21 protein-coding genes are annotated in these 18,431 nt (G+C 70.8%); 11 read left to right on the plus strand and 10 right to left on the minus strand.

All coding sequences use genetic code 11. The features are described from left to right. The first annotated feature begins 40 nt into the window (after positions 1-40). Together ACQP2F_RS30610 and ACQP2F_RS30615 are read left to right on the plus strand one after the other, a co-directional pair. Complete coding sequence (locus ACQP2F_RS30610) at positions 41-196, plus strand: hypothetical protein (protein ID WP_433293432.1); 156 nt, start codon at positions 41-43, stop codon at positions 194-196. After that, positions 193-1,113: a PfkB family carbohydrate kinase gene (locus ACQP2F_RS30615; RefSeq protein WP_433293434.1), complete on the plus strand. Its 921-nt coding sequence runs from the start codon at positions 193-195 to the stop codon at positions 1,111-1,113. The genes ACQP2F_RS30610 and ACQP2F_RS30615 overlap by 4 nt, the downstream gene beginning before the upstream one ends. Positions 1,114-1,117: 4 nt before the next feature. Here the strand turns inward: ACQP2F_RS30615 and htpG are convergent, their stop codons facing one another. Together htpG and ACQP2F_RS30625 are read right to left on the minus strand one after the other, a co-directional pair. Beyond that, positions 1,118-2,953 carry a molecular chaperone HtpG gene (gene htpG / locus ACQP2F_RS30620; RefSeq protein WP_433293436.1) on the minus strand — a complete coding sequence of 612 codons (1,836 nt, stop codon included), beginning with the start codon at positions 2,951-2,953 and terminating at the stop codon, positions 1,118-1,120. A gap of 103 nt (positions 2,954-3,056) precedes the next feature. Continuing rightward, entirely contained in the window at positions 3,057-3,935 is an 879-nt protein-coding gene (locus ACQP2F_RS30625; protein ID WP_433293438.1) for a hypothetical protein, read from the minus strand. A gap of 169 nt (positions 3,936-4,104) precedes the next feature. Here ACQP2F_RS30625 and ACQP2F_RS30630 point away from each other — a divergent pair, with 169 nt between their 5' ends. Continuing rightward, positions 4,105-4,398, plus strand: coding sequence for a hypothetical protein (locus ACQP2F_RS30630; protein ID WP_433293440.1), 294 nt, complete (start codon positions 4,105-4,107; stop codon positions 4,396-4,398). A gap of 53 nt (positions 4,399-4,451) precedes the next feature. Here the strand turns inward: ACQP2F_RS30630 and ACQP2F_RS30635 are convergent, their stop codons facing one another. Then, a complete protein-coding gene (locus ACQP2F_RS30635) occupies positions 4,452-5,306 on the minus strand; it encodes an SDR family oxidoreductase (protein ID WP_433293442.1) in 855 nt (284 codons plus the stop codon). 118 nt (positions 5,307-5,424) lie between these two features. Here ACQP2F_RS30635 and ACQP2F_RS30640 point away from each other — a divergent pair, with 118 nt between their 5' ends. Then, on the plus strand, positions 5,425-5,832 hold the full coding sequence (locus ACQP2F_RS30640; RefSeq protein ID WP_433293444.1) for a winged helix-turn-helix transcriptional regulator: 408 nt from the start codon (positions 5,425-5,427) through the stop codon (positions 5,830-5,832). A 69-nt stretch (positions 5,833-5,901) separates the two neighbouring features. On the opposite strand, the gene ACQP2F_RS30645 is transcribed toward ACQP2F_RS30640, so the two are convergent. Further along, complete coding sequence (locus tag ACQP2F_RS30645; RefSeq protein WP_433293447.1) at positions 5,902-6,864, minus strand: RNA polymerase subunit sigma-70; 963 nt, start codon at positions 6,862-6,864, stop codon at positions 5,902-5,904. A 77-nt stretch (positions 6,865-6,941) separates the two neighbouring features. Between ACQP2F_RS30645 and ACQP2F_RS30650 the strand changes: the two genes are divergently transcribed. Further along, positions 6,942-7,616 carry a hypothetical protein gene (locus ACQP2F_RS30650; RefSeq protein ID WP_433293450.1) on the plus strand — a complete coding sequence of 225 codons (675 nt, stop codon included), beginning with the start codon at positions 6,942-6,944 and terminating at the stop codon, positions 7,614-7,616. 10 nt (positions 7,617-7,626) lie between these two features. Continuing rightward, positions 7,627-8,139 (plus strand): N-acetyltransferase family protein, encoded by a 513-nt coding sequence (locus tag ACQP2F_RS30655; RefSeq protein ID WP_433293452.1) that lies wholly within the window; start codon positions 7,627-7,629, stop codon positions 8,137-8,139. A 351-nt stretch (positions 8,140-8,490) separates the two neighbouring features. Here the strand turns inward: ACQP2F_RS30655 and ACQP2F_RS30660 are convergent, their stop codons facing one another. The 3 genes from ACQP2F_RS30660 to ACQP2F_RS30670 are packed head-to-tail and all read right to left on the minus strand — an operon-like array spanning position 8,491 to position 10,478. After that, positions 8,491-9,708 carry an RNA polymerase sigma factor gene (locus ACQP2F_RS30660; RefSeq protein ID WP_433293454.1) on the minus strand — a complete coding sequence of 406 codons (1,218 nt, stop codon included), beginning with the start codon at positions 9,706-9,708 and terminating at the stop codon, positions 8,491-8,493. Next, positions 9,705-10,046, minus strand: coding sequence for a YciI family protein (locus ACQP2F_RS30665; RefSeq protein ID WP_433293456.1), 342 nt, complete (start codon positions 10,044-10,046; stop codon positions 9,705-9,707). Before ACQP2F_RS30665 ends, ACQP2F_RS30660 begins: the two co-directional genes overlap by 4 nt. A gap of 54 nt (positions 10,047-10,100) precedes the next feature. Next, positions 10,101-10,478, minus strand: a complete 378-nt coding sequence (locus ACQP2F_RS30670) for a nuclear transport factor 2 family protein (protein WP_433293459.1) — start codon at positions 10,476-10,478, stop codon at positions 10,101-10,103. A gap of 82 nt (positions 10,479-10,560) precedes the next feature. On the opposite strand from ACQP2F_RS30670, the gene ACQP2F_RS30675 reads away from it, so the two are divergent. Next, positions 10,561-11,124 carry a TetR/AcrR family transcriptional regulator gene (locus ACQP2F_RS30675; RefSeq protein WP_433293461.1) on the plus strand — a complete coding sequence of 188 codons (564 nt, stop codon included), beginning with the start codon at positions 10,561-10,563 and terminating at the stop codon, positions 11,122-11,124. Continuing rightward, a complete protein-coding gene (locus tag ACQP2F_RS30680) occupies positions 11,121-11,387 on the plus strand; it encodes a hypothetical protein (RefSeq protein WP_433293463.1) in 267 nt (88 codons plus the stop codon). The genes ACQP2F_RS30675 and ACQP2F_RS30680 overlap by 4 nt, the downstream gene beginning before the upstream one ends. Before the next feature lie 3 nt (positions 11,388-11,390). Here ACQP2F_RS30680 and ACQP2F_RS30685 read toward each other — a convergent pair whose 3' ends face one another. Beyond that, complete coding sequence (locus tag ACQP2F_RS30685) at positions 11,391-12,233, minus strand: discoidin domain-containing protein (protein WP_433293466.1); 843 nt, start codon at positions 12,231-12,233, stop codon at positions 11,391-11,393. A 258-nt stretch (positions 12,234-12,491) separates the two neighbouring features. Between ACQP2F_RS30685 and ACQP2F_RS30690 the strand changes: the two genes are divergently transcribed. Then, positions 12,492-13,997: an alpha-N-arabinofuranosidase gene (locus ACQP2F_RS30690; RefSeq protein WP_433293468.1), complete on the plus strand. Its 1,506-nt coding sequence runs from the start codon at positions 12,492-12,494 to the stop codon at positions 13,995-13,997. A 50-nt stretch (positions 13,998-14,047) separates the two neighbouring features. Here ACQP2F_RS30690 and ACQP2F_RS30695 read toward each other — a convergent pair whose 3' ends face one another. Then, positions 14,048-15,064 carry a DUF2278 family protein gene (locus tag ACQP2F_RS30695; protein WP_433293470.1) on the minus strand — a complete coding sequence of 339 codons (1,017 nt, stop codon included), beginning with the start codon at positions 15,062-15,064 and terminating at the stop codon, positions 14,048-14,050. Between the two features lie 158 nt (positions 15,065-15,222). Continuing rightward, a complete protein-coding gene (locus ACQP2F_RS30700) occupies positions 15,223-15,969 on the minus strand; it encodes a S1 family peptidase (RefSeq protein WP_433293472.1) in 747 nt (248 codons plus the stop codon). A 113-nt stretch (positions 15,970-16,082) separates the two neighbouring features. Between ACQP2F_RS30700 and ACQP2F_RS30705 the strand changes: the two genes are divergently transcribed. Then, positions 16,083-17,660 (plus strand): CotH kinase family protein, encoded by a 1,578-nt coding sequence (locus ACQP2F_RS30705; RefSeq protein WP_433293474.1) that lies wholly within the window; start codon positions 16,083-16,085, stop codon positions 17,658-17,660. Further along, positions 17,657-18,430: a hypothetical protein gene (locus ACQP2F_RS30710; protein WP_433293476.1), complete on the plus strand. Its 774-nt coding sequence runs from the start codon at positions 17,657-17,659 to the stop codon at positions 18,428-18,430. The genes ACQP2F_RS30705 and ACQP2F_RS30710 overlap by 4 nt, the downstream gene beginning before the upstream one ends. Position 18,431 lies beyond the last annotated feature (1 nt).

The raw sequence follows: 18,431 nt of genomic DNA on the forward strand, positions 1-18,431 counted from the left end.
GATCATGTAAGGCACGTCCGGGCCGTGGAAGGGGACCGGCATGAAGAAGGTAGTCGGCTGGATCCTGCTCATCCTCCTCATCTTCTACATAGGCACCCAACCAGGGCCGGCGGCGGACATCGCCCAGAGCCTCTGGGACGGGCTCATGAACGCGTTCCGCGGCATCGGCACGTTCTTCCACGATCTGGCCACGTGACCCACATCCTCTGCGCCGGCCTGGTCACCGTCGACCTCGTCTACCGGGTCTCCCACATTCCCGGCGTCGACGAGAAGGCGCAGGCGCTGGGGGTGGAGATCGCGGCCGGCGGACCGGCGGCCAACGCGGCGGTCACGGCGGCCGCGCTCGGCGCTTCGGTCACGCTGGTCACGGCCGTGGGCGCGCACCCGCTCGGCGCGCTGATCCGGGCCGACCTCGCCCGGTACGGCGTCGAGCTGATCGACGCCGCCGCCGGCTCCGACGCGCCGCCACCGGTCTCGGCGATCACGGTGCTGGAGGGGACCGGCCAGCGCACGATCGTCAGCCGCAACGCCGGCGACCTGGCTCTCTCCGTCCCGCCCCTGCCCGCCGCCGACCTCACGCTGGTCGACGGCCACCACCCCGCGCTGGCCGTCGAGGCCGCGCGGCAGGCCCGGCGGCTGCTGGTGGACGCGGGCACGTGGCGGCCGGTATTCGCGTCGATCCTCCCGCTCGCGGAGGTCGTGGCCGCTTCGGCCGCCTTCCGCCATCCGGCCGAGGCGTCCCCCACCGACGAGGCGCTGGCGGCGGCGATCGGCTCACCGCACGTGATCGTCACCCACGGACCGGACCCGGTGCGCTGGTTCAGCGGCTCGCGCTCCGGTTCGATTCCGGTCCCGCCCGTCGAGGCCGTCGACACGGCCGGCGCGGGGGACGCCTTCCACGGCGCTCTGGCGGTCGCCCTGCTCGAAGCGGATCTCCCCCGCCCGGCCAGCCTCCCGCCGCCGTCCTCGGCGCCGCTCCCACCGCAGCCCTCGCTGACCCCTTACTCCGACAAATCGGATTTGTCGGATTGCGTTGCGTTCGCGATCCGCGTTGCCGGGGTGCGCGTCATGCACGCCGGGCCGCGAGCCTGGCTCGCGGCCCTTCCGCGCTGACGGGTCAGACGGTCTTCGCGAGGCGGTCGGCCAGCAGCTTCGCGAAGCGCGCCGGGTCCTCCAGGTCGCCGCCCTCGGCCAGCAGGGCGGTGCCGTAGAGCAGCTCGGCGGTCTCGGGCAGCGCCGGGTCGTCGGCCGAGCGCTCGTGAGCCGCGCGCAGGCCGCTGACCAGGGGGTGGTTCGGGTTGAGCTCGAGGATCCGCTTCACCCGGGGACCCTCCTGGCCCATCGCCCGGTACATCTTCTCCAGCGTCGGCGTGATGTCGTCGGTGTCGCTGACCAGGCAGGCGGCCGAGGTGGTCAGCCGGTGCGAGAGCCGGACCTCCTTGACGTTCTCGTCGAGCTTCTCCTTGAGAAAGCCGAGCAGCGGGGCGAAGTCACCCTCGGGCTCCGGCTCCTCGGCGTCCTTCGGCAGGTCGACGGTGCCGCGGGCGATCGACTGCAGCTTCTTGCCGTCGTAGTCGGGCACGGCCTCGACCCAGATCTCGTCGACCGGGTCGGTGAGGATCAGCACCTCGTAGCCCTGGGCCTGGAACGCCTCCATGTGCGGCGAGTTTTCCACCTGCGACCGGGACTCGCCGGTCAGGTAGTAGATCTCCTCCTGCCCCTCCTTCATCCGCTCGACGTAGGCGGCGAGGGTCGTCGGCTCGGCGCCGGCCGTGGACGAGAACGTCGACACGTCCAGGATCGCCTTCTGGTTGTCGGGGTCGTTGAGCAACCCCTCCTTGAGCGCCCGCCCGAACTCGCGCCAGAACGTCGCGTACTTCTCCGGGTTGTTGTTGAGAAGGTCCTTGATCGTGGCGAGGACCTTCTTCACGAGACGCCGGCGGATCATCTGGATGTGCCGGTCCTGCTGAAGGATCTCGCGGGAGATGTTCAGCGACAGGTCGGCCGCGTCCACCACGCCCTTGACGAAGCGCAGGTAGTCGGGGATCAGCTCCTTGCTGTCATCCATGATGAAGACGCGCTTGACGTACAGCTGAAGACCGCGGCGCGCGTCCCGCTGGAACAGGTCGTGGGGCGCCCGGCTCGGCAGGAACAGCAGCGCCTCGTACTCGAAGGTGCCCTCCGCCCGCATGTTGATGATCTCGAGCGGATCGCTCCAGTCGTGGCTGATGTGCTTGTAGAACTGGTGGTACTCCTCGTCGGAGACCTCCGAGCGCGGGCGCGCCCAGAGGGCCTTCATCGAGTTGAGCGTCTCGTCACCCATGCGGATCGGGAACGAGATGAAGTCGGAGTACCGCTTGACGATCTCCTTGATCTTCCACTGGTCGGCGTAGTCGAAGAGGGCGTCCTCCTCGTCCTTCGGCCGCAGGTGGACCGTCACGCTGGTGCCGACGGGCGCGTCGGGGGCGTCGTCGATCGTGTAGGTGCCCTCGCCGGCCGACTCCCACTTCGTGCCGTGCCCCTCGGTGCCGGCCTTGCGCGTCACCAGGGTCACCTTGTCGGCGACCATGAACGTCGAGTAGAAGCCGACGCCGAACTGGCCGATCAGCTCCGTCTCGCGCGCCTCGCTCGCCTCCTTGACCTTCGCCAGCAGCTCGGCGGTGCCGGACTTGGCGATCGTGCCGATCAGCTCGACGACCTCGTCGTGGGTCATGCCGATGCCGTTGTCGCGGACGGTGAGCGTACGGGCCTCGCTGTCAGCCTCGATCTCGATGTGGAGGTCGGAGGTGTCGGCCTCGAGCCCGTCCTGGAGCGTGGCCAGCCGCAACTTGTCCAGCGCGTCCGAGGCATTCGAGATCAGCTCACGCAGGAAGATGTCCTTGTTCGAATAGATCGAATGGACCATCAGTTGCAGCAGCTGCCGGGCCTCGGCCTGAAACTCCAGCGTCTCCATTCCCGAACTCCCATGTGGTCGCGGACGGGCGTACCGCCAGATCGTATGACCTCACGGTGACCGCGCGGCCACACCCCCGGACTCGTCACCCTTTGTTGACCGGTTATGCCACCGCCGCGGCCATCTCCGGCCGCGTCTCCCGGGCCCGCACGCGCCGGGCCTCCAGGACGAGCAGCACCACGGCCACCAGCGCGAAGACCACGTGGCTGCCCACACGAAGCGCGGCCGAGGCGGGCACCACCGGGTTCATCGTGAAGCTGTGCCAGACGTACGTCAGAAGCGCGCCCCCGGCCAGCGCGAGCCGATGCCGGCCATCCCAGCCGGGCCGGTTCGACCACCGCCACACCACCGTGATCGTCGTCGCGAACGCGGCCGGCACGATGACCACGCCGGCGTAGGCCGGAAGCGGATCCACCAGCATCAGCACGACACCGACCGTCAGCGCGACGATGCCCACGACCCAGGCCGCCGGCGCCGCCTTTCCACTCGCGTCCGCGGCCCGCGTCGCCGGCACCAGGAAGGCGACCGTGATCAGGACGGCGGCCGCGATCAGTCCGGGAAGCCGCAGCCAGGGCGTCGTGCGCCGGGTGGTCCACTCCTCGACCAGGGCGATCGGCGTGCTGATGCTCCAGATGGTGTGGATGGCCAGGACGAACAGCGTCCAGGAGACCGAGATGCCCAGCGCCGGCACGAACGCCGGGGCGAGCAGATCCAGGCCGAGATAGTGCGGGTTGAACAGCGACTGCGTCTCGAGCCCTTCCTCGATCACGCCGTACGCGAGCGCGAGCAGCAGCATCGTCGGCCAGCCGCGGCCGGTGCGCCGGGCGATCTCCCGCACGAGCACGGCGGCGCCGCCGTAGGCCGGGGCCAGCAGGACGAGGAACGGCAGCTGGGCAAGCGTGAAGTCGCCCAGCAGGAACTCCGCCACCAGCGGGGAGATGAAGAAGAGGGCTGTCGCGGGCGCCACCCGACGCATGGACATGATCCGATGCTCACCCTCAGCGCCGAGCCGCATCCGGGCCGTATGTCACGGGTCGCCGATGACATCCAACCGATCACCGGCGTTGCCCGCGTGATTCACCCGGGTGGGGTGAGGCCGGCGGGGTCCCCGGAGCGCGACGATCACGCCACCGAGATCGGGAGGTGGCGACGTGGGTTGCCTGTTCGCGCTGTTCGCCGGGGTCTTCCCGCGCCTGGCCCTGTTCATCATCTGGGTGGCGCGCCCGGTGCTGGTCAACTCCGCCTTCGACAGCTGGATCGTGCCGCTGCTCGGCATCATCTTCCTGCCGTTCGCCACGCTGATCTATGTGGTGCTGTACGTGCCGGGCGTGGGCCTGACCGGGTGGGGCTGGTTCTGGGTGATCCTGGCCGGGCTGCTCGACATCGGACACTGGGTGGCGAGCGCCACCCAGAGGCGGCAGATCCCGGGATACCGGGGCGCCTGAGGTCCCGTCGTTTTCGTTGTCACCATCAGGCGGGACGGCGCAGCGCCGCCCGGTCAGCGGACGGCGGCGGCGATCGCTTCCGCCGGGGTCGTGGTCGGCCGTCCGATCAGGCGCCGCAAGTCGCCGGAGTCGGTGAACATTTCGTCGTGGCTCATGGCGCGGTCGGCGTCCGCAAGGACCTGGGCAAGCTCGGCGGGCACGCCCCCGTCGACCAGCACCTGGGCGAACTCGTCGACCGGCAGATCGGTGTAGCCGATCCGCTTGCCCGTCGCGGCCGAGATCGCCGCGGCCAGCTGCGTCAGGGTGAAGGCCTCATCGCCGCCCAGCTCGTACGCCTTGCCGTCGTGGCCTTTGGTAGTCAGCACGACCGCGGCGGCGCCGGCGTAGTCGGCTCGGGTCGCAGCGCTGATCCGGCCCTGGCCGGCGGCCCCGACGAGCGCTCCGCCCCGCATTACCTGAGGGAGCTGGTCGGTGTAGTTCTCCAGGTACCAGCCGTTGCGCAGCATCACGCTGGGGAGGCGTTCGCGCAGGTACTCCTCCGTGGCCCGGTGGGTGGGAGAAAGACTGGTGGTGGACGTGTCGGCGTGCAGCATGCTCGTGAACGCGACCAGCGACGCGCCCGCCACCACCGCGGCGTCGATGGCGCGGCGGTGGTTGGCCACGCGCTCGCTCGGGGTCGTGGTGGAGATCAGCAGAAGCTTGTCCACGCCCTCGAAGGCTGCGGGGAGGCTGCCGGACTCCGCGAAGTCGGCCCGGCGGACCTCGACACCGCGGTCGGCGAAGTCCTTGATCCTGCTGATGTCACGGCTGGTCGCGACGATCCCGGAGGCCGGCACCCCACGGGTCAGCAGCGCTTCGACGGTGAGCCGGCCCAGATTTCCGGACGCTGCGGTGACGACGATCGACATGGCGGTTACCCCTTTCCGCTGCGGGCCTTCCGCGACGCGAACCCACCATGACCTGGTCACTCTCCTTTGGTAAGGGCGAACTTTCGGGTAAGGTCCCCACCCGGGCGAAAGGATCCAGGTGAGGTTTGTGGTGACGGTCCGGGAAGTGAGCGAGTCCACACCATCGTGGGACCCGTATACGCGGGGCTGCCCGTCGCGTGACGTGCTCGACCAGATCGGCAGCAAATGGGCGGTCCTGGTGATGGGCGAGCTCGGCCGGCATGGGGCGCGTCGGTTCACGCAGCTGCGGCAGCAGCTCGGGGGGATCAGCGAGAAGATGCTCACCCAGACGCTGCGCACGCTCGAACGCGACGGGCTGATCCTGCGGATGGTGTATCCGGAGGCGCCGATCCGTGTGGAGTACGAGCTGACGCCGCTCGGCCAGACCCTGCGCGGTCCCCTGAAGGCGCTCACCGAGTGGTCGACGCAGCACATCGAGGAAGTTGTCGACGCCCGCAGGAAGTACGACGAACGCACCAGAAAATAGCCGGCGCCTGACGCTCGGCCACCGCGCAGCGGTGCGGGCGGTGGGCGGCGGCGCGGCCGGCGCTCGGGGCTAGCCGGGCATGGCCGCCTCCGTCTCGGTGGGTGGCGGGCGGAAGCCCAGGAACGTCGTCACGCCGGCGATGAGGGTTTCGCCGAAGTCGAACAGCAGCAGGGCGAACGGCTCGAACGCGCCGCCGGGGCCGGTGGGGCGCTCCTGCCACAGGGCGAGCCCGCCGTTTGCGGACTCGAACGTCATGCGGGCGCCGTGGCAGGAGCCGTCGGACGCGGCCATGACGGCGGCCACCGTGTCGCGGCCGCGGATCCACCAGGTGAACGGCGGCATCGAGTTGATGACGTCCTCCTGCAGGAGGGCGACCAGAGCCGCTACGTCGTCGCGCTCGAAGGCGTCGGCGTAGCGCTCGAGCAGGGAACGCTTGGCGGCGTCGGAGAGCGGGCTCGGGGGTGGCAGGTCGGCCCTGCGCAGGGCGGCCCGGGCGCGCTGCAAAGCGCTCGTGACCGACGGGACCGTCGTCTCGAGCAGGGTGGCGACCTCGCCGGCCGGCCAGCACAGGACGTCGCGCAGGATGAGGACCGCCCGCTGGCGGGGCGGCAAGTGCTGGAGGGCGGCCACGAACGCCAGGCGGACGCTCTCGCGGCTCACGGCCACATCGGCGGGGTCGGCCGCCGAGCGATCCCTCGACCGGCCGAGCTCCATCGAGCGGTCGAGGATGGGCAGGACCCACGTCGACTCGGGCAGCGGGGCGCCCAGATCGCCGCCGGGGGCGGCCGTGGAGGCGAAGTCGACGGCGCGGGCGCGGCGCTTGGCGGAACGGAGCATGTCGAGACAGACATTGGTGGCGATCCGGTAGACCCACGTGCGCAAGGAACCGCGTACGGGATCGAAGTCGCCCGCATGCTTCCACGCACGCAGCAAGGTCTCCTGCGCGGCGTCCTCCGCTTCGAATGGTGAACCGAGCATGCGGTAGGCGAACCCGACGAGCTCGCCCCGCATGGCCGTGAGCTGTGCCTCCATGCCCGGGAAAGCTACTCGCCACCTACGACAAATACATCAGACCAGGGTCCGGCATACAATACTTGATCTTGTACGCGATGACGAGCACCGTCGATGTCATGCGATGGACGATCGACGGCACCATCGGGCGCGCGCTGTGGATCGGCGGCGGCCAGTGGGCGGGCAAGACGACGGTCGCGGGGCTGCTCACCGACCGGTTCGGCCTGATCCACTATCACTACGACTTCCACGATTCGCGCGGGCACGAGGATCGCCGGCTCGCAAGCCGGGTGCGCCGGGGCGACTGTGCTCCGGGAGATATCGAACCGGATGGGGAGGCGGCCTGGATCGGCCGCAGCCCGGCGGAGATGGCCGATCAGGCTCTGCGGGGCTTTCCGGAACGGTTCGAATGGGTGCTCGACGACCTCCGCGGCATCGTCACGCCGCATACGGTGATCGCCGACGGGTGGGGGCTGCGGCCCGAGCTCGTCGCCCGGGTGACCGATCCGCGGCGGATGGTGGTGCTGGTGCCCACCGACGAGTGGCGCCGGCACCAGGCGCGGACCCTCCCCCGGGCCCGGCGGGTCGGGCAGCGGGTGAGCGATCCGGAGCGGGCGAACCGCACCCGGATCGAGCGCGACCGGCTCATCGCCGCCGACGTCGTCCTCAAGGCCGAGGCGGAAGGCGTCCGCATTATCGAGGTGGACGGCGTTCTTCCGGCCGATGAAATCGCGGGCCTCGTGGCCGATTACTTCGCGCCGTTCCTGCCCTAACCTCACCGGCATGAACGCCATCGCCGTCCGAGCCGCCACGCCGGCCGACCATCCCCGGATCGTCGACCTGCTGACCCGGTCATGGGGCGAGACGGTCGTGGTCGGGCACGGGGTCCGCTACGACGCGGCCGAGCTGCCCGCGCTGCTGGCCGAGCGGCGGGGGCGGCTGGCCGGGCTCCTGACGTACGACATCGGAAGTGAGGGTCTCGAAGTGGTCTCGATCGACGCCGTGGTGCGGCACGCCGGGGTCGGCACGGCGCTGCTGAACGCGGCGGCGGAGCTCGCGTGGGCGAAGGGGCTCGACCGGCTCTGGCTGATCACGACCAACGACAACATCGACGCGCTGCGGTTCTATCAGCGTCGCGGGATGCGGATCGAGGGGGTCACGCGCGGCGGGGTGGACGCGTCGCGCCGGCTGAAACCGGGGATTCCGCTCGTGGGCGATTACGGGATCGAAATGCACGACGAGATCACGCTGGAGATGAGGCGGCCGGTCGGCTCCGGAATCGCGCAACCCGGCTAGATGGGTCTCGATTCAGGCCGGTTACGCCCGATCCCTCTCAGTTAGCAGATCACGGGTTTCCCGACGCCGGAATGAGACAGAGCTGTTGCATTGACGGTTCTTTCGGTGTCTGATGCGTTCGATGCCTCCGCAGGTGGACGCATCGATCGGCGTTGTCGTGGGTGGGTGGCCGCCACCGCCTGCCCGCGACCGCGTCCCCGATTCGCGCGGCCGCGTCACCCCCGTGCGCGGCCGCGTCCCCGATCGCAACGGGGCGGCCCGGCGATCGGGATCGACGGCGATCGGGATCGATGGCGACGGGGATCGGCGGCGACGGGGATCGGCGGCGATCGGGATCAGCGGCGATCGGGATCAGCGGCAATCGGGGTCCGAGACGGAGCCCGGGACGAGGGCTGCGGCGCGGGCCTCGAGGAAGCGTCGTTCGGCGGTGTTTCCGGTTCCGGCGGCGGCCTTCGCGTAGGCGCCGGCGGCCTCCGCCACGCGGCCCAGCCGGCGCAGGAGGTCGGCGCGGACCACCTCGCGCACGTGGTGGGACTCGAGGCCGGGCAGCCCGTCGACGACGGCCAGGGCGGGGGCGGGGCCTTCGACCTCGGCCAGCGCCACGGCGCGGTGCAGGGCCACGGTCGGGGTGGGTGTCAGGGCGAAGAGGTGGTCGTAGAGCAGGAGGATCTGCGGCCAGTCGGTGTCGGCGGAGGTCGGGGCGTCGGCGTGGACGGCGTTGATCGCGGCCTGCAGCTGGTACGGGCCGGGGCGGTTGCGGCGCTGGCAGTCGCGCAGGAGGGACCGGGCCTCGGCGATCTGGTGGCGGTTCCACCGGGAGCGGTCCTGGTCGGACAGGAGGATCGCGTCGCCGGACGGGGTCGTGCGGGCTCGGCGGCGGGAGTCGATCAGGAGCATCAGGGCCAGCAGGCCACGGGCCTCGGGCTCGTCGGGCATCAGGGTGAGCAGGGTGCGGGTCAGGCGGATCGCCTCGGCGGTCAGGTCCGATCGGGTGAGGTGGTCGCCGGCCGAGGCGGCGTAGCCCTCGTTGAAAACTAGATAGAGGACAGCCAGGACGGCGCCGAGGCGGGCGGGCAGGTCCTCGTCGCGCGGGATCCGGTACGGGATGCCGGCGTCGCGGATCTTGCCCTTCGCCCGGGTGATGCGCTGGGCCATGGTCGCCTCGGGGACGACGAACGCGCGGGCGATCTCGGCGGTGGTGAGGCCGCCCAGCAGGCGCAGGGTGAGGGCGACCCGGGAGGCGGGGGCGAGCGCCGGGTGGCAGCAGGTGAAGATCAGGCGCAGCATGTCGTCCTCCTCTCGCGGCGACTCCCCCGGTACGAGTGACGAGGCCTCGCGGGCGGCACGCCGGGACTCGCGGCGCACGTGGTCGATCGCGCGGTTGCGGGCGGTCGTGATGATCCAGCCGGCCGGGCTCGGCGGGATGCCCTCGGCCGGCCAGCGGCGCACGGCCGCGGCGAACGCGTCCTGCACCGCCTCCTCGGCGAGGTCGATGTCGCCGAAGTGGCGGACCAGGACCGCGACCGCGCGGCCGTACTCCGTACGGAAGATGGTCTCGATGTCGCTCACACGACCGGCCGGACCTCGATCGCCAGGGGCGCCAGGATCGCCGACATCTTGCCGCCCCAGGACAGGGCCTCGTCGAGGTCGGCGGCCCGGATCAGGGTGAAGCCGCCCAGGTGCTCCTTGCCCTCGGTGAACGGGCCGTCGGTCAGCACCGGCTCGCCGTCGCGGGAGCGGATCACGGTCGCGGTCGACGGCGGATGCAGGCCGGCCGCGAAGACCCAGGCGCCGGCCGCCCGGAGCTCCTCGTTCAGCACCTCGAGGTTCTTCATCATCGGCTCGAGGACGGACGGGGGCGGCGGGTCGCCGTCGGGCTGGTAGACGCTGAGCAGATACTGCTTCATCGGAAGCTCCTCTCTCGTCGTGTCACCGTCTACACGAACGAGGCGCCGGGATTTCTACACCCCACTCAACAACTTCGCGATGGCGGCGTGATGGTGGTAGTCCCGCGTCTCCTCGATCAGCCCGTCCCGTACGCGCAGGACCTGGATGTTGGGAAGTTTGACGCCCCGCACGTCGTAGTTCCACTCCGCCACGATGACCGAGGGATCGGCGGTCTCGTGGACGCGCACGTCCTCGGCCCGCAGCGAGATCCGGCCGGCCAGCCGCGCGAAGTGGTCGCGGATCTGCGAACGGCCGGTCAGGCGTACCGGCTCGGGCATCATGAAGGGAATCTCCACGGATGCGTCCTCGGCGTACAGGAGGTGCAGGTTTGTCCAGTCGTCGCTGCCGATGCCCGCCGTGAGCTGCTCGAACACCTGCTGGGGTGTGCTCATCGGAACCTCCGCTAAAGTAGAAGTCGCCACTCCGCTTCCGAATATACGGAGTACGCACTCCGTTTACCACCCCGGGATCGCCATGACCTTGCGCGCCGACGCCCGCCGTAACCGGGCCCGCATCCTCGAGGCCGCCGAGCACGTGCTGGTCGAGCGGGGCACGACGGTGTCCACCGAGGAGATCGCGCGTGCCGCCGGCGTCGGCATCGGCACCGTGTTCCGCCACTTCCCGACCAAGGAGGAGCTGCTGCAGGGCGTCTTCGTGGCGCGGCTGCACCGGCTCGCCGAGGATGCGAACCGGCTGGCCGGCGGCCCCGATCCGGGTGCTGCGCTGGCGTCGTTCCTGCGGCAGGCGGCCGAGCAGGGCGAGGTCAAGAACGCGCTGGCCGGCCTGCTGACCTCGGCCGGCGTCGATGTGCGGACGGCCGCGGCCGAGGCGCACGCCGAGGTGACGGCCGCGCTGGGCGCCCTGCTGCGCGGCGCCCAGGCGAGCGGCGCGGTGCGCGAGGACCTGCGGGTGGCCGATCTGATCGGTCTGCTTGCGGGCACTTCCAAGGCGATCGAGTACGCAGGGCAGGACGCGGCCGCCCGCGAGCGAATCCTCGCCGTCATCCTCGACGGCCTGCGCCCGGGAGGTGCGCGATGAGCCCCCACATCCACGTCGAGCGCAACCTGAACCGGCAGGCCGCCACCCGGAACATGCTGGCGTCGGAGTTCGGCCTGATCGCCGACTCGCCGTCGTCCGTCACTACGGGTTGTGGGCTGCGGGTGGCGTACGCGATGACCTCGGCCCGCCCGGAGAGCGTGACCTGCCTTCCCTGCCGTGAGCACGCGGCGCGGTGGCATCGCGCGGCCGCCGGCCTGGACCGGCCGCTCTACCACCTCGAGCAGGCGCGCAAGTTCGGTTAGCGGTCAGCGGACCTCGAGCTCCTGCAGGGAGTAGCCGTAGACGCTGTTGCGCTTGGTGCCGTACATCCGGACGTACCGCGCGGCGGTCGGCTCGAGCGGGATGTCACGGATGCCGCCTTTGCCGGAGGTGGTGCGGTAGACGGTGGTCCAGCCCTTGAGGTCGGTGGAGATGTCCACGCGGTAGCTGACGGCGTAGGCGTGCTCCCACCGCAGCCGGATGGTGCGGATCGAACGGATCGCGCCGAGGTCGACCAGGAACCATTGCGGGTCGGCGAAGGCGCTGCTCCAGCGGGTGTTGAGGTCACCGTCGACGGCTGCCGCGGCCGGGAAGCCGGCGGCTTCCAGGCTGGATGCCTTGGCGCGCTTGCCGAGGGCGAGGTTGGGGCGGCCGGTTGCAGTCGGCTTCGGGCCGGCTTCGGCTCCGGCTGAGGCCGTCGCCGGGACCGTCGAGCCGGCCGGGTTCGGGCCCGGGGGTGGCGTGGCCGGCGCATGGCCCTCGGCCGCCGCGGGGTTGGGGCGGGCGATGTGGACCTTGCCGGTGGCTACGGCGGCCGCGGCGCCGCCGGCCAGGATGGCCAGGACGAGCACCGGGACCGGCCAGCGGCGTCTTCTCGCTTTCGCCTCGGCCGCCGGCCGTGCCGCAGGCCGTGCCGCAGCGGGCTGGTCATCGCCGGGGCGACGGCCGCCGCCGAACGTGGACGGTCCGGCCGCGACCTCCGGCGACTGCCCGGGGCGGGGCGAGGACGCGAACACAGCGCGTAACGAGGCCGCCCGCTCGGAGGCGGCCCGCTGGGCGGCGGTGCGCTGGTCAGATACGTCAGCCGGATCCGTCGGCGTGCCGTCCACCAAGCTCTCCTCAGCAGCGTGCGAATGGGACGCGGCGAAGTTTAGCGATCCGTCGGCCATCGACGTCGATGCACGTCCTATGTGGTCCAGTTTTCGTCGGTGTCGTCACTCTGTGTGTGATGGGTGCTCACCTGACGAAGAGCGGGAACAGCCCGGTCCAGGTGCAGACCGCGACAAACGCGCTCGCGACCAGCATGACCCCACGTTCCCGGGCGGTGGATGGGTAAGGTCGGTCGTACTGCTCAACTGAGGAGTTCCGTGCTCAACGCCTCGTTCCGCCTCGATCCCGCCTTCACCGTCGCGCCGGTCTCGCGCCGCACGTTCGGCTCGTTCGTCGAGCACATGGGGCGCTGTGTCTACACCGGCATCTACGAGCCGTCCCATCCGACCGCCGACGCCGACGGCTTCCGGCCGGACGTGCTGGCCCTGACCCGGGAGCTGGGCGTGTCGCTGGTGCGCTACCCGGGCGGGAACTTCGTCTCCGGCTACCGCTGGGAGGACGGCGTCGGCCCGGTCGCGGACCGGCCGGTGCGCCGCGATCTCGCCTGGCACAGCCTCGAGACGAACGAGGTGGGCATCGACGAGTTCATGCGCTGGGCGGCCAAGGCCGGCGTCGAGGTGATGTACGCGCTGAACCTCGGCACCCGCGGTGTGCAGGAGGCGCTGGACGTCCACGAGTACCTGAACCACCCGTCCGGGACCCGCCTGTCGGAGCAGCGCCGGGAAAACGGGGCGGATACGCCGTACGGGATAAGGATGTTCTGCCTCGGGAACGAGATGGACGGGCCCTGGCAGACGGGACACAAGACCGCGCACGAGTACGGGCGGCTGGCCGCCGAGACGGGACGGGCGCTCCGGGCCGCCGAGCCCGGCCTGGAGCTGATCGCCTGCGGGAGCTCAGGATCGTCGATGCCGACGTTCGGGGCGTGGGAGTCCGAGGTGCTGGAGCTGGCCTACGACCAGGTCGACTACGTCTCGGCGCACGCCTACTACGAGGTGATCGACGGTGACCTGGGCAGCTTCCTCGCCTCCGCGGTCGACATGGACCACTTCATCGACAGCGTGGTCGCGACCGCGGACAGCGTGGCCGCCCGGCTGAAGTCGGCCAAGCGCCTGAAGATCAGCTTCGACGAATGGAACGTCTGGTACCTCCGCAAGTTCGAGGCCGATCGATCGTACGACGAATGGCCGATCGCGCCCCGGGTCATCGAGGACACGTACAACGTCGCCGACGCGGTCGTGGTCGGCGGCCTGCTGATCTCGCTGCTGCGGCACTCCGACCGGGTCGCCGCCGCCTGTCAGGCCCAGCTGGTGAACGTGATCGCGCCGATCCGGACCGAGCCCGGCGGGCCGGCCTGGCGGCAGACGACCTTCCATCCGTTCGCCCTGACGTCCCGGCTCGCCAAGGGGAACGTGCTGCGGGTCGAGGTGTCGTCGCCGGTGTACCCGACCGCCCGCTTCGGGGACGTGCCGGTCGTCGACGCGGTGGCAACCCACGATCCCGGGTCCGGGGATGTGACGGTCTTCGTCGTCAACCGGGACCAGTCCTCATCCGTGGACTTGTCCGTATTGCTGGGCGGGTCTTACGAAGTGGCGGAAAGCTGGACGCTCTCCGACCCGGACCTGACCGCCACGAACACTCTCGAGGAACCGGACCGGGTCGTGCCCCGACCGGGATCGGCCGCGGTTGCCACCGACGGCACGCTCACCGCCTCGCTGCCGCCGGTGTCCTGGAGCGCGATCCGGCTGTCTCCCAGAACGTGATCGTCGAACCCCCGCGCTCCTGGAACGTGATCCTCCAGCCCCCCGCGCTCCTAGAACGTGATCGTCCAGCCCTCGCGGGCGGCCTGGTCGGCGGTGTAGGCGACGCCGTCGACCTTGAGTCCGCGGTGGTCGAGGACGGTGATGGTGCCGCCCCGGTTGCCGAGCGCGACCGGGGCCGCGACGCTGAGCCGGACGGCGTCGCCCGCCTGGAGCCGGCCGGTGAGCTCCTGACGGCCGCCGTTGCGGTCGGCCAGCTGCCAGCCGGTCAGGTCCAGCTCGCCCGGGGACACGTTGAGCAGGGTGACGGTCTCGGGTTCGGGGGCGGGGCCGGCCGGGTTGGCGAGCGCGGCCACGATGCGTACGAGATGGTCGGGCTCCTGCGGGCTCGGCGCCGGCGCCGGACCGGGCTCCGGAATGCCGGGCAGGGTGTGTCCCGTGGTGTCGTCGGTGTGGAACGACTGGGACTGGAAGGCGAGGAAGATCGCCACCCACTTGCCGTCCGGGTAGCTCAGCAGCAGGCCGCCGTCCTGGTACACCCCGTCGTCGTCGGCGAACCGGCCGCTGTTGCCCTGGTTCATGTGGACGTCGTGCACCCCGTTGCCGGGCAGGAAGTCGAAGATCTTGTCCTTGACGGCCGGCTCGGGACCCCACGACTGGCCGAACACGAAGGCCCGCGCCGCCGGATCGCCCAGCGCGCGCGACACGTAGTGGTCGAGGAAGTCGCCGAGGTCGTTCTCCGGCCCCGGCTCGGCGGTCGGCACCGGCCGCATGGCCTCACGCTGGAACAGATTGCCCCGGATGTAGTCGAGCGCGGCCCCGGTGCCGTCGCTGCTCAGCTCGGTGAACCCGTCGGGCAGCGCGGCGATGCGCTCGAGGAGCGGATGCCGGAAGTCGTCGACGGCGACGTAGAGCAGCTCGGGCGGCCGCTGCTGCGATCGCACGTTGACCGCCGCCCGGTAGTCGACGCCGGCGGCCCGCAGACGGATCTGATAGTGCGGCGTGTCGGCCGTCTCGATCCGGCGGTCGATCACGGCGGCGCGCAGGACCCCGTAGGGCTTGATCGGCATGGCGCGATTAGAGCATCGGGGCGGAGGGGCGCTCAGTCAAAAGATCTACAAAGGGGTACGGGTCAACCCGATCGATGCGGGGGTTCGGCGCGCACGCCGAGTGGCCGTCACCCGATAGGAGGAGGCCGGGCGGATCCCGCGGGCCCGCCCGGCGGCTCTCAGTGGACGGTGCGCAGGACCGTGCGGATCCAGGGGACGATGTTGTCGGTCCGGGCGGCGTTCTCGATCTGGGTGTGCGGGCAGCTCGGGCCGTTGCTCACCACGGCGGCCAGGCGCGGCCATCGGTGGGCGCTCTCGGTGAAATAGGGACCACCCGAGTCGTACGGGCATGGGGTCGTGTCCGGCGCCGGCGCGTAGCCGTGCATGCCCAGCACCGACTCGCCCACGGTGACCACCGACAGCTGTCCCGTGCGCAGCTCGGTGCCCGGCACCGGGTTGACGCTGGTCGTCGCGCCGTAACCGGTGACCCGGAGGATCGCGCCGACCTCGGGGGCCGATCGGGCCAGGGCGATCGGCCGGACGCCGTGCACCGGCGCCGAGAGCTCGGCCAGCGAGACGTCCGCGGTCGGGGACTGGCGGACCGCGACCACGGTGGCCGAGCGGCCGGCGATCGTGGCGGTGGTCAGGTCGGCCACCGGGCGGTCCACCCGCACGTTGTTCTCGTCGCGGAAGCAGTGGCCGGCGGTGATCACCCAGCGCGGGGCGATCAGGGCGCCCGAGCAGGCGCTGTTGCGGCGGCCGCCCGATGCCGTCGGGATGCCGGTCATGGTCAGGCGGACCGAGAACGTGTACTTCCCGTCCGGCACCGGTTCGGAGTTGGCGATGGCCCATGCCGGGGTGCCGGCCCCGAGCACGATCCCGAGCGTTGCGGCGACGGCGAGCAGCCGTCGTATCGGTCGTGACATCGGGACACCGTATCGACGCCAAGCGATCAACGAGGTACCGGCAGCTCGTGGCGTCCTGACGCCAACCTGACTCTTGCCTTCTCCGCGGGTGGATGAGGGCGCTACATGGGGTGATGGAAAACCCCCTCGACGACGATCGGGCGATCGTCCTGGCCGACCTTCCGGCCGGCCCCGCCCGCGACCTCGCGGCCAAGGCCAACCGGCCGCGCGGGCCGGGCGACGCCACCCTGCGCACCCGCGCCGAGTTCACGGCGCTGCTCGGCCAGCCCGCGGCCGCGCCACTGGCCGGCGTCTTCAAGAAGGCGTCGATCGGCCGGGAGGAGTTCTTCGCCCTGCCGATGTACCAGGTCACCTTGACCGGGTGGCCGCCCGCCGACATGAAACCCGACCAGCCGGTCGAGTCCAGCGGCGACGCGCGCATCGGGCTCTGGCGCGCCGATCCGGCCGACCAGCGGCCGATCCCGCCGCCCGACCAGGCCGGCGTGCTCTACACCAGCACCACGTTCTCGCTGGTCAACAGCGGTAACCGGACGAAGTACGCGCCGAAGCGCTCGTGGAAGCTGGACGTCGACCCCGGGGCCGACGACGACCGGATCGTCGGGATGTCCCGGCTCAACCTCAAGTCCATGGTCAACGACCCGTCCCAGATGCGCGAGGCCATCGCCTGGTCGCTCTTCCGGCGGATCGGCGTCCCGGCCGCGCGGCACACCTACGCCCGGTTCGCCATCAACGGCGGCTACCAGGGCCTCTTCTCGCTCATCGAGCAGGTCGACCGCGGCTTCCTCAAGGAGCGGTTCGGCGCCAACAACCACGGGAACCTGTACAAGGCCTACTGCGGCGACGTCGGCTGCGCGACCCTCGAGCACCGGACCGGCAAGGACGGCGACGACAGCGGCAAGCAGTACTACACCGGCCACGACAATCCCGACCTGACGTATCGCCTCAAGACCAACGAGGACGACCCGGACCTCAACACGTACGACGATCTGGCCGACCTGATCCGGGCGCTCGACCGGGGGTCGATGGCGGAGATCCAGGACCTCTTCGACGTCCGGGGCTTCCTGCGCTGGGCGGGGCTGAACGTGCTGCTCGGCAGCTGGGACAACTACTTCGCCACCCCGGCCAACTACTACCTCTACAACGCGGGCAAGGCCGGGTCGCCGAAAGACTTCCTCGACAAGCCGTACTTCACCTTCATCCCGTGGGACTACGACAACTGCCTCGGCATCGACTACTTCGGGACGGCCTGGCAGTACACCGACCTGCTCGACTGGCCGGCGAACACCAAGGCGTACCACCAAGGGAAGGGTTTGTCGCGGATCCCGCTGGTGACCAAGCTGCTGGCCGACCACGACTGCGCGCAGTACTACCTGGACCACATCGACCATCTGCTGGCGACCGACTTCACGCCGGACGCGCTGACCGCCCGGATGAACGCGCTGTGGCCGCGGGTGGTGCCCTCGGCCTACCTCGAGGCCGACTTCCCGAACTCGGCCCCGTTCACCGGCCGGGTGTTCACCAACGACGAGGTCTACCGGGCCGGCCACGAGCAGCAGGAGCTGCGGCACGGCAACGAGTTCATCCTGGGCATCTACCACTACGCCCGGATGCGCTGCGACAGCGCGCACGAGCAGCTGACCGCCCTGCGCAAGACGTTCCCGGCCGGCGCGAGCGGCGCGACGTTCGGATGAGGCTGATCAGCGAGACCCGCATCCGCAGCCTCCTCCCGGCCGGCAGCCCCGGCCGGCTGGAGGCCAGCGGGGTGATCGCGGTCGACGACCACTACCTGGTCATCTTCGACAACCTGCGGACGGTGGCCCGGATCGCGGCCGGCCCGCCGGCCGCCACCGACCTGGTCGAGACGGCGCCGGGACCGTCCGACGGCTACGAGGACATCGCCCGCGACCCGCTCACCGGCCACATCTACCTGCTGGTCGAGTCGGCCCGCCGCAACGGCGGCCACCAGGCCCGGGTCGAGGAGTACGACGAGAAGCTGGTCTTCCTGGACGCGGCCTGGCTGGAATATCCGATCGCCCGGCCCAACAAGGGCATGGAGGGCCTCGAGGTGGTACGCCGCGACGGCGTCCCCTACCTGCTCACGCTGCACGAGGAGGAGGGACCCATGGTCTTCCGCCGCGGCCGCCGCAACTGGCATCCGGAAGCGCGGATGGACATCCCCGGCCTGGCCGACTACGCCGCGGTCGCCCTCGCCGGCGACCGCCTGGCCGTGGTGTCGCAGGAGTCGGCGGCCCTGTGGACGGGCCACCTCGATCCCGCCGCGTGGTCGGTCGACGCCGGCCGCATCGACCACTTCCCGCGCGGCTACTGCACGGTCGAGGGCGTCGCGTGGATCGCCCCCGACCGTGTCGTCACCGTCTCCGACCGGGCGAAACGCGACTCGCAGCCGGCCTACTGCCAGGTCGAGGAGGAGTGCCTGCAGATCTTCGACCTGGCCCGCTGAC

Source organism: Actinoplanes sp. CA-030573 (assembly GCF_050951115.1).
Lineage (GTDB): Bacteria > Actinomycetota > Actinomycetes > Mycobacteriales > Micromonosporaceae > Actinoplanes.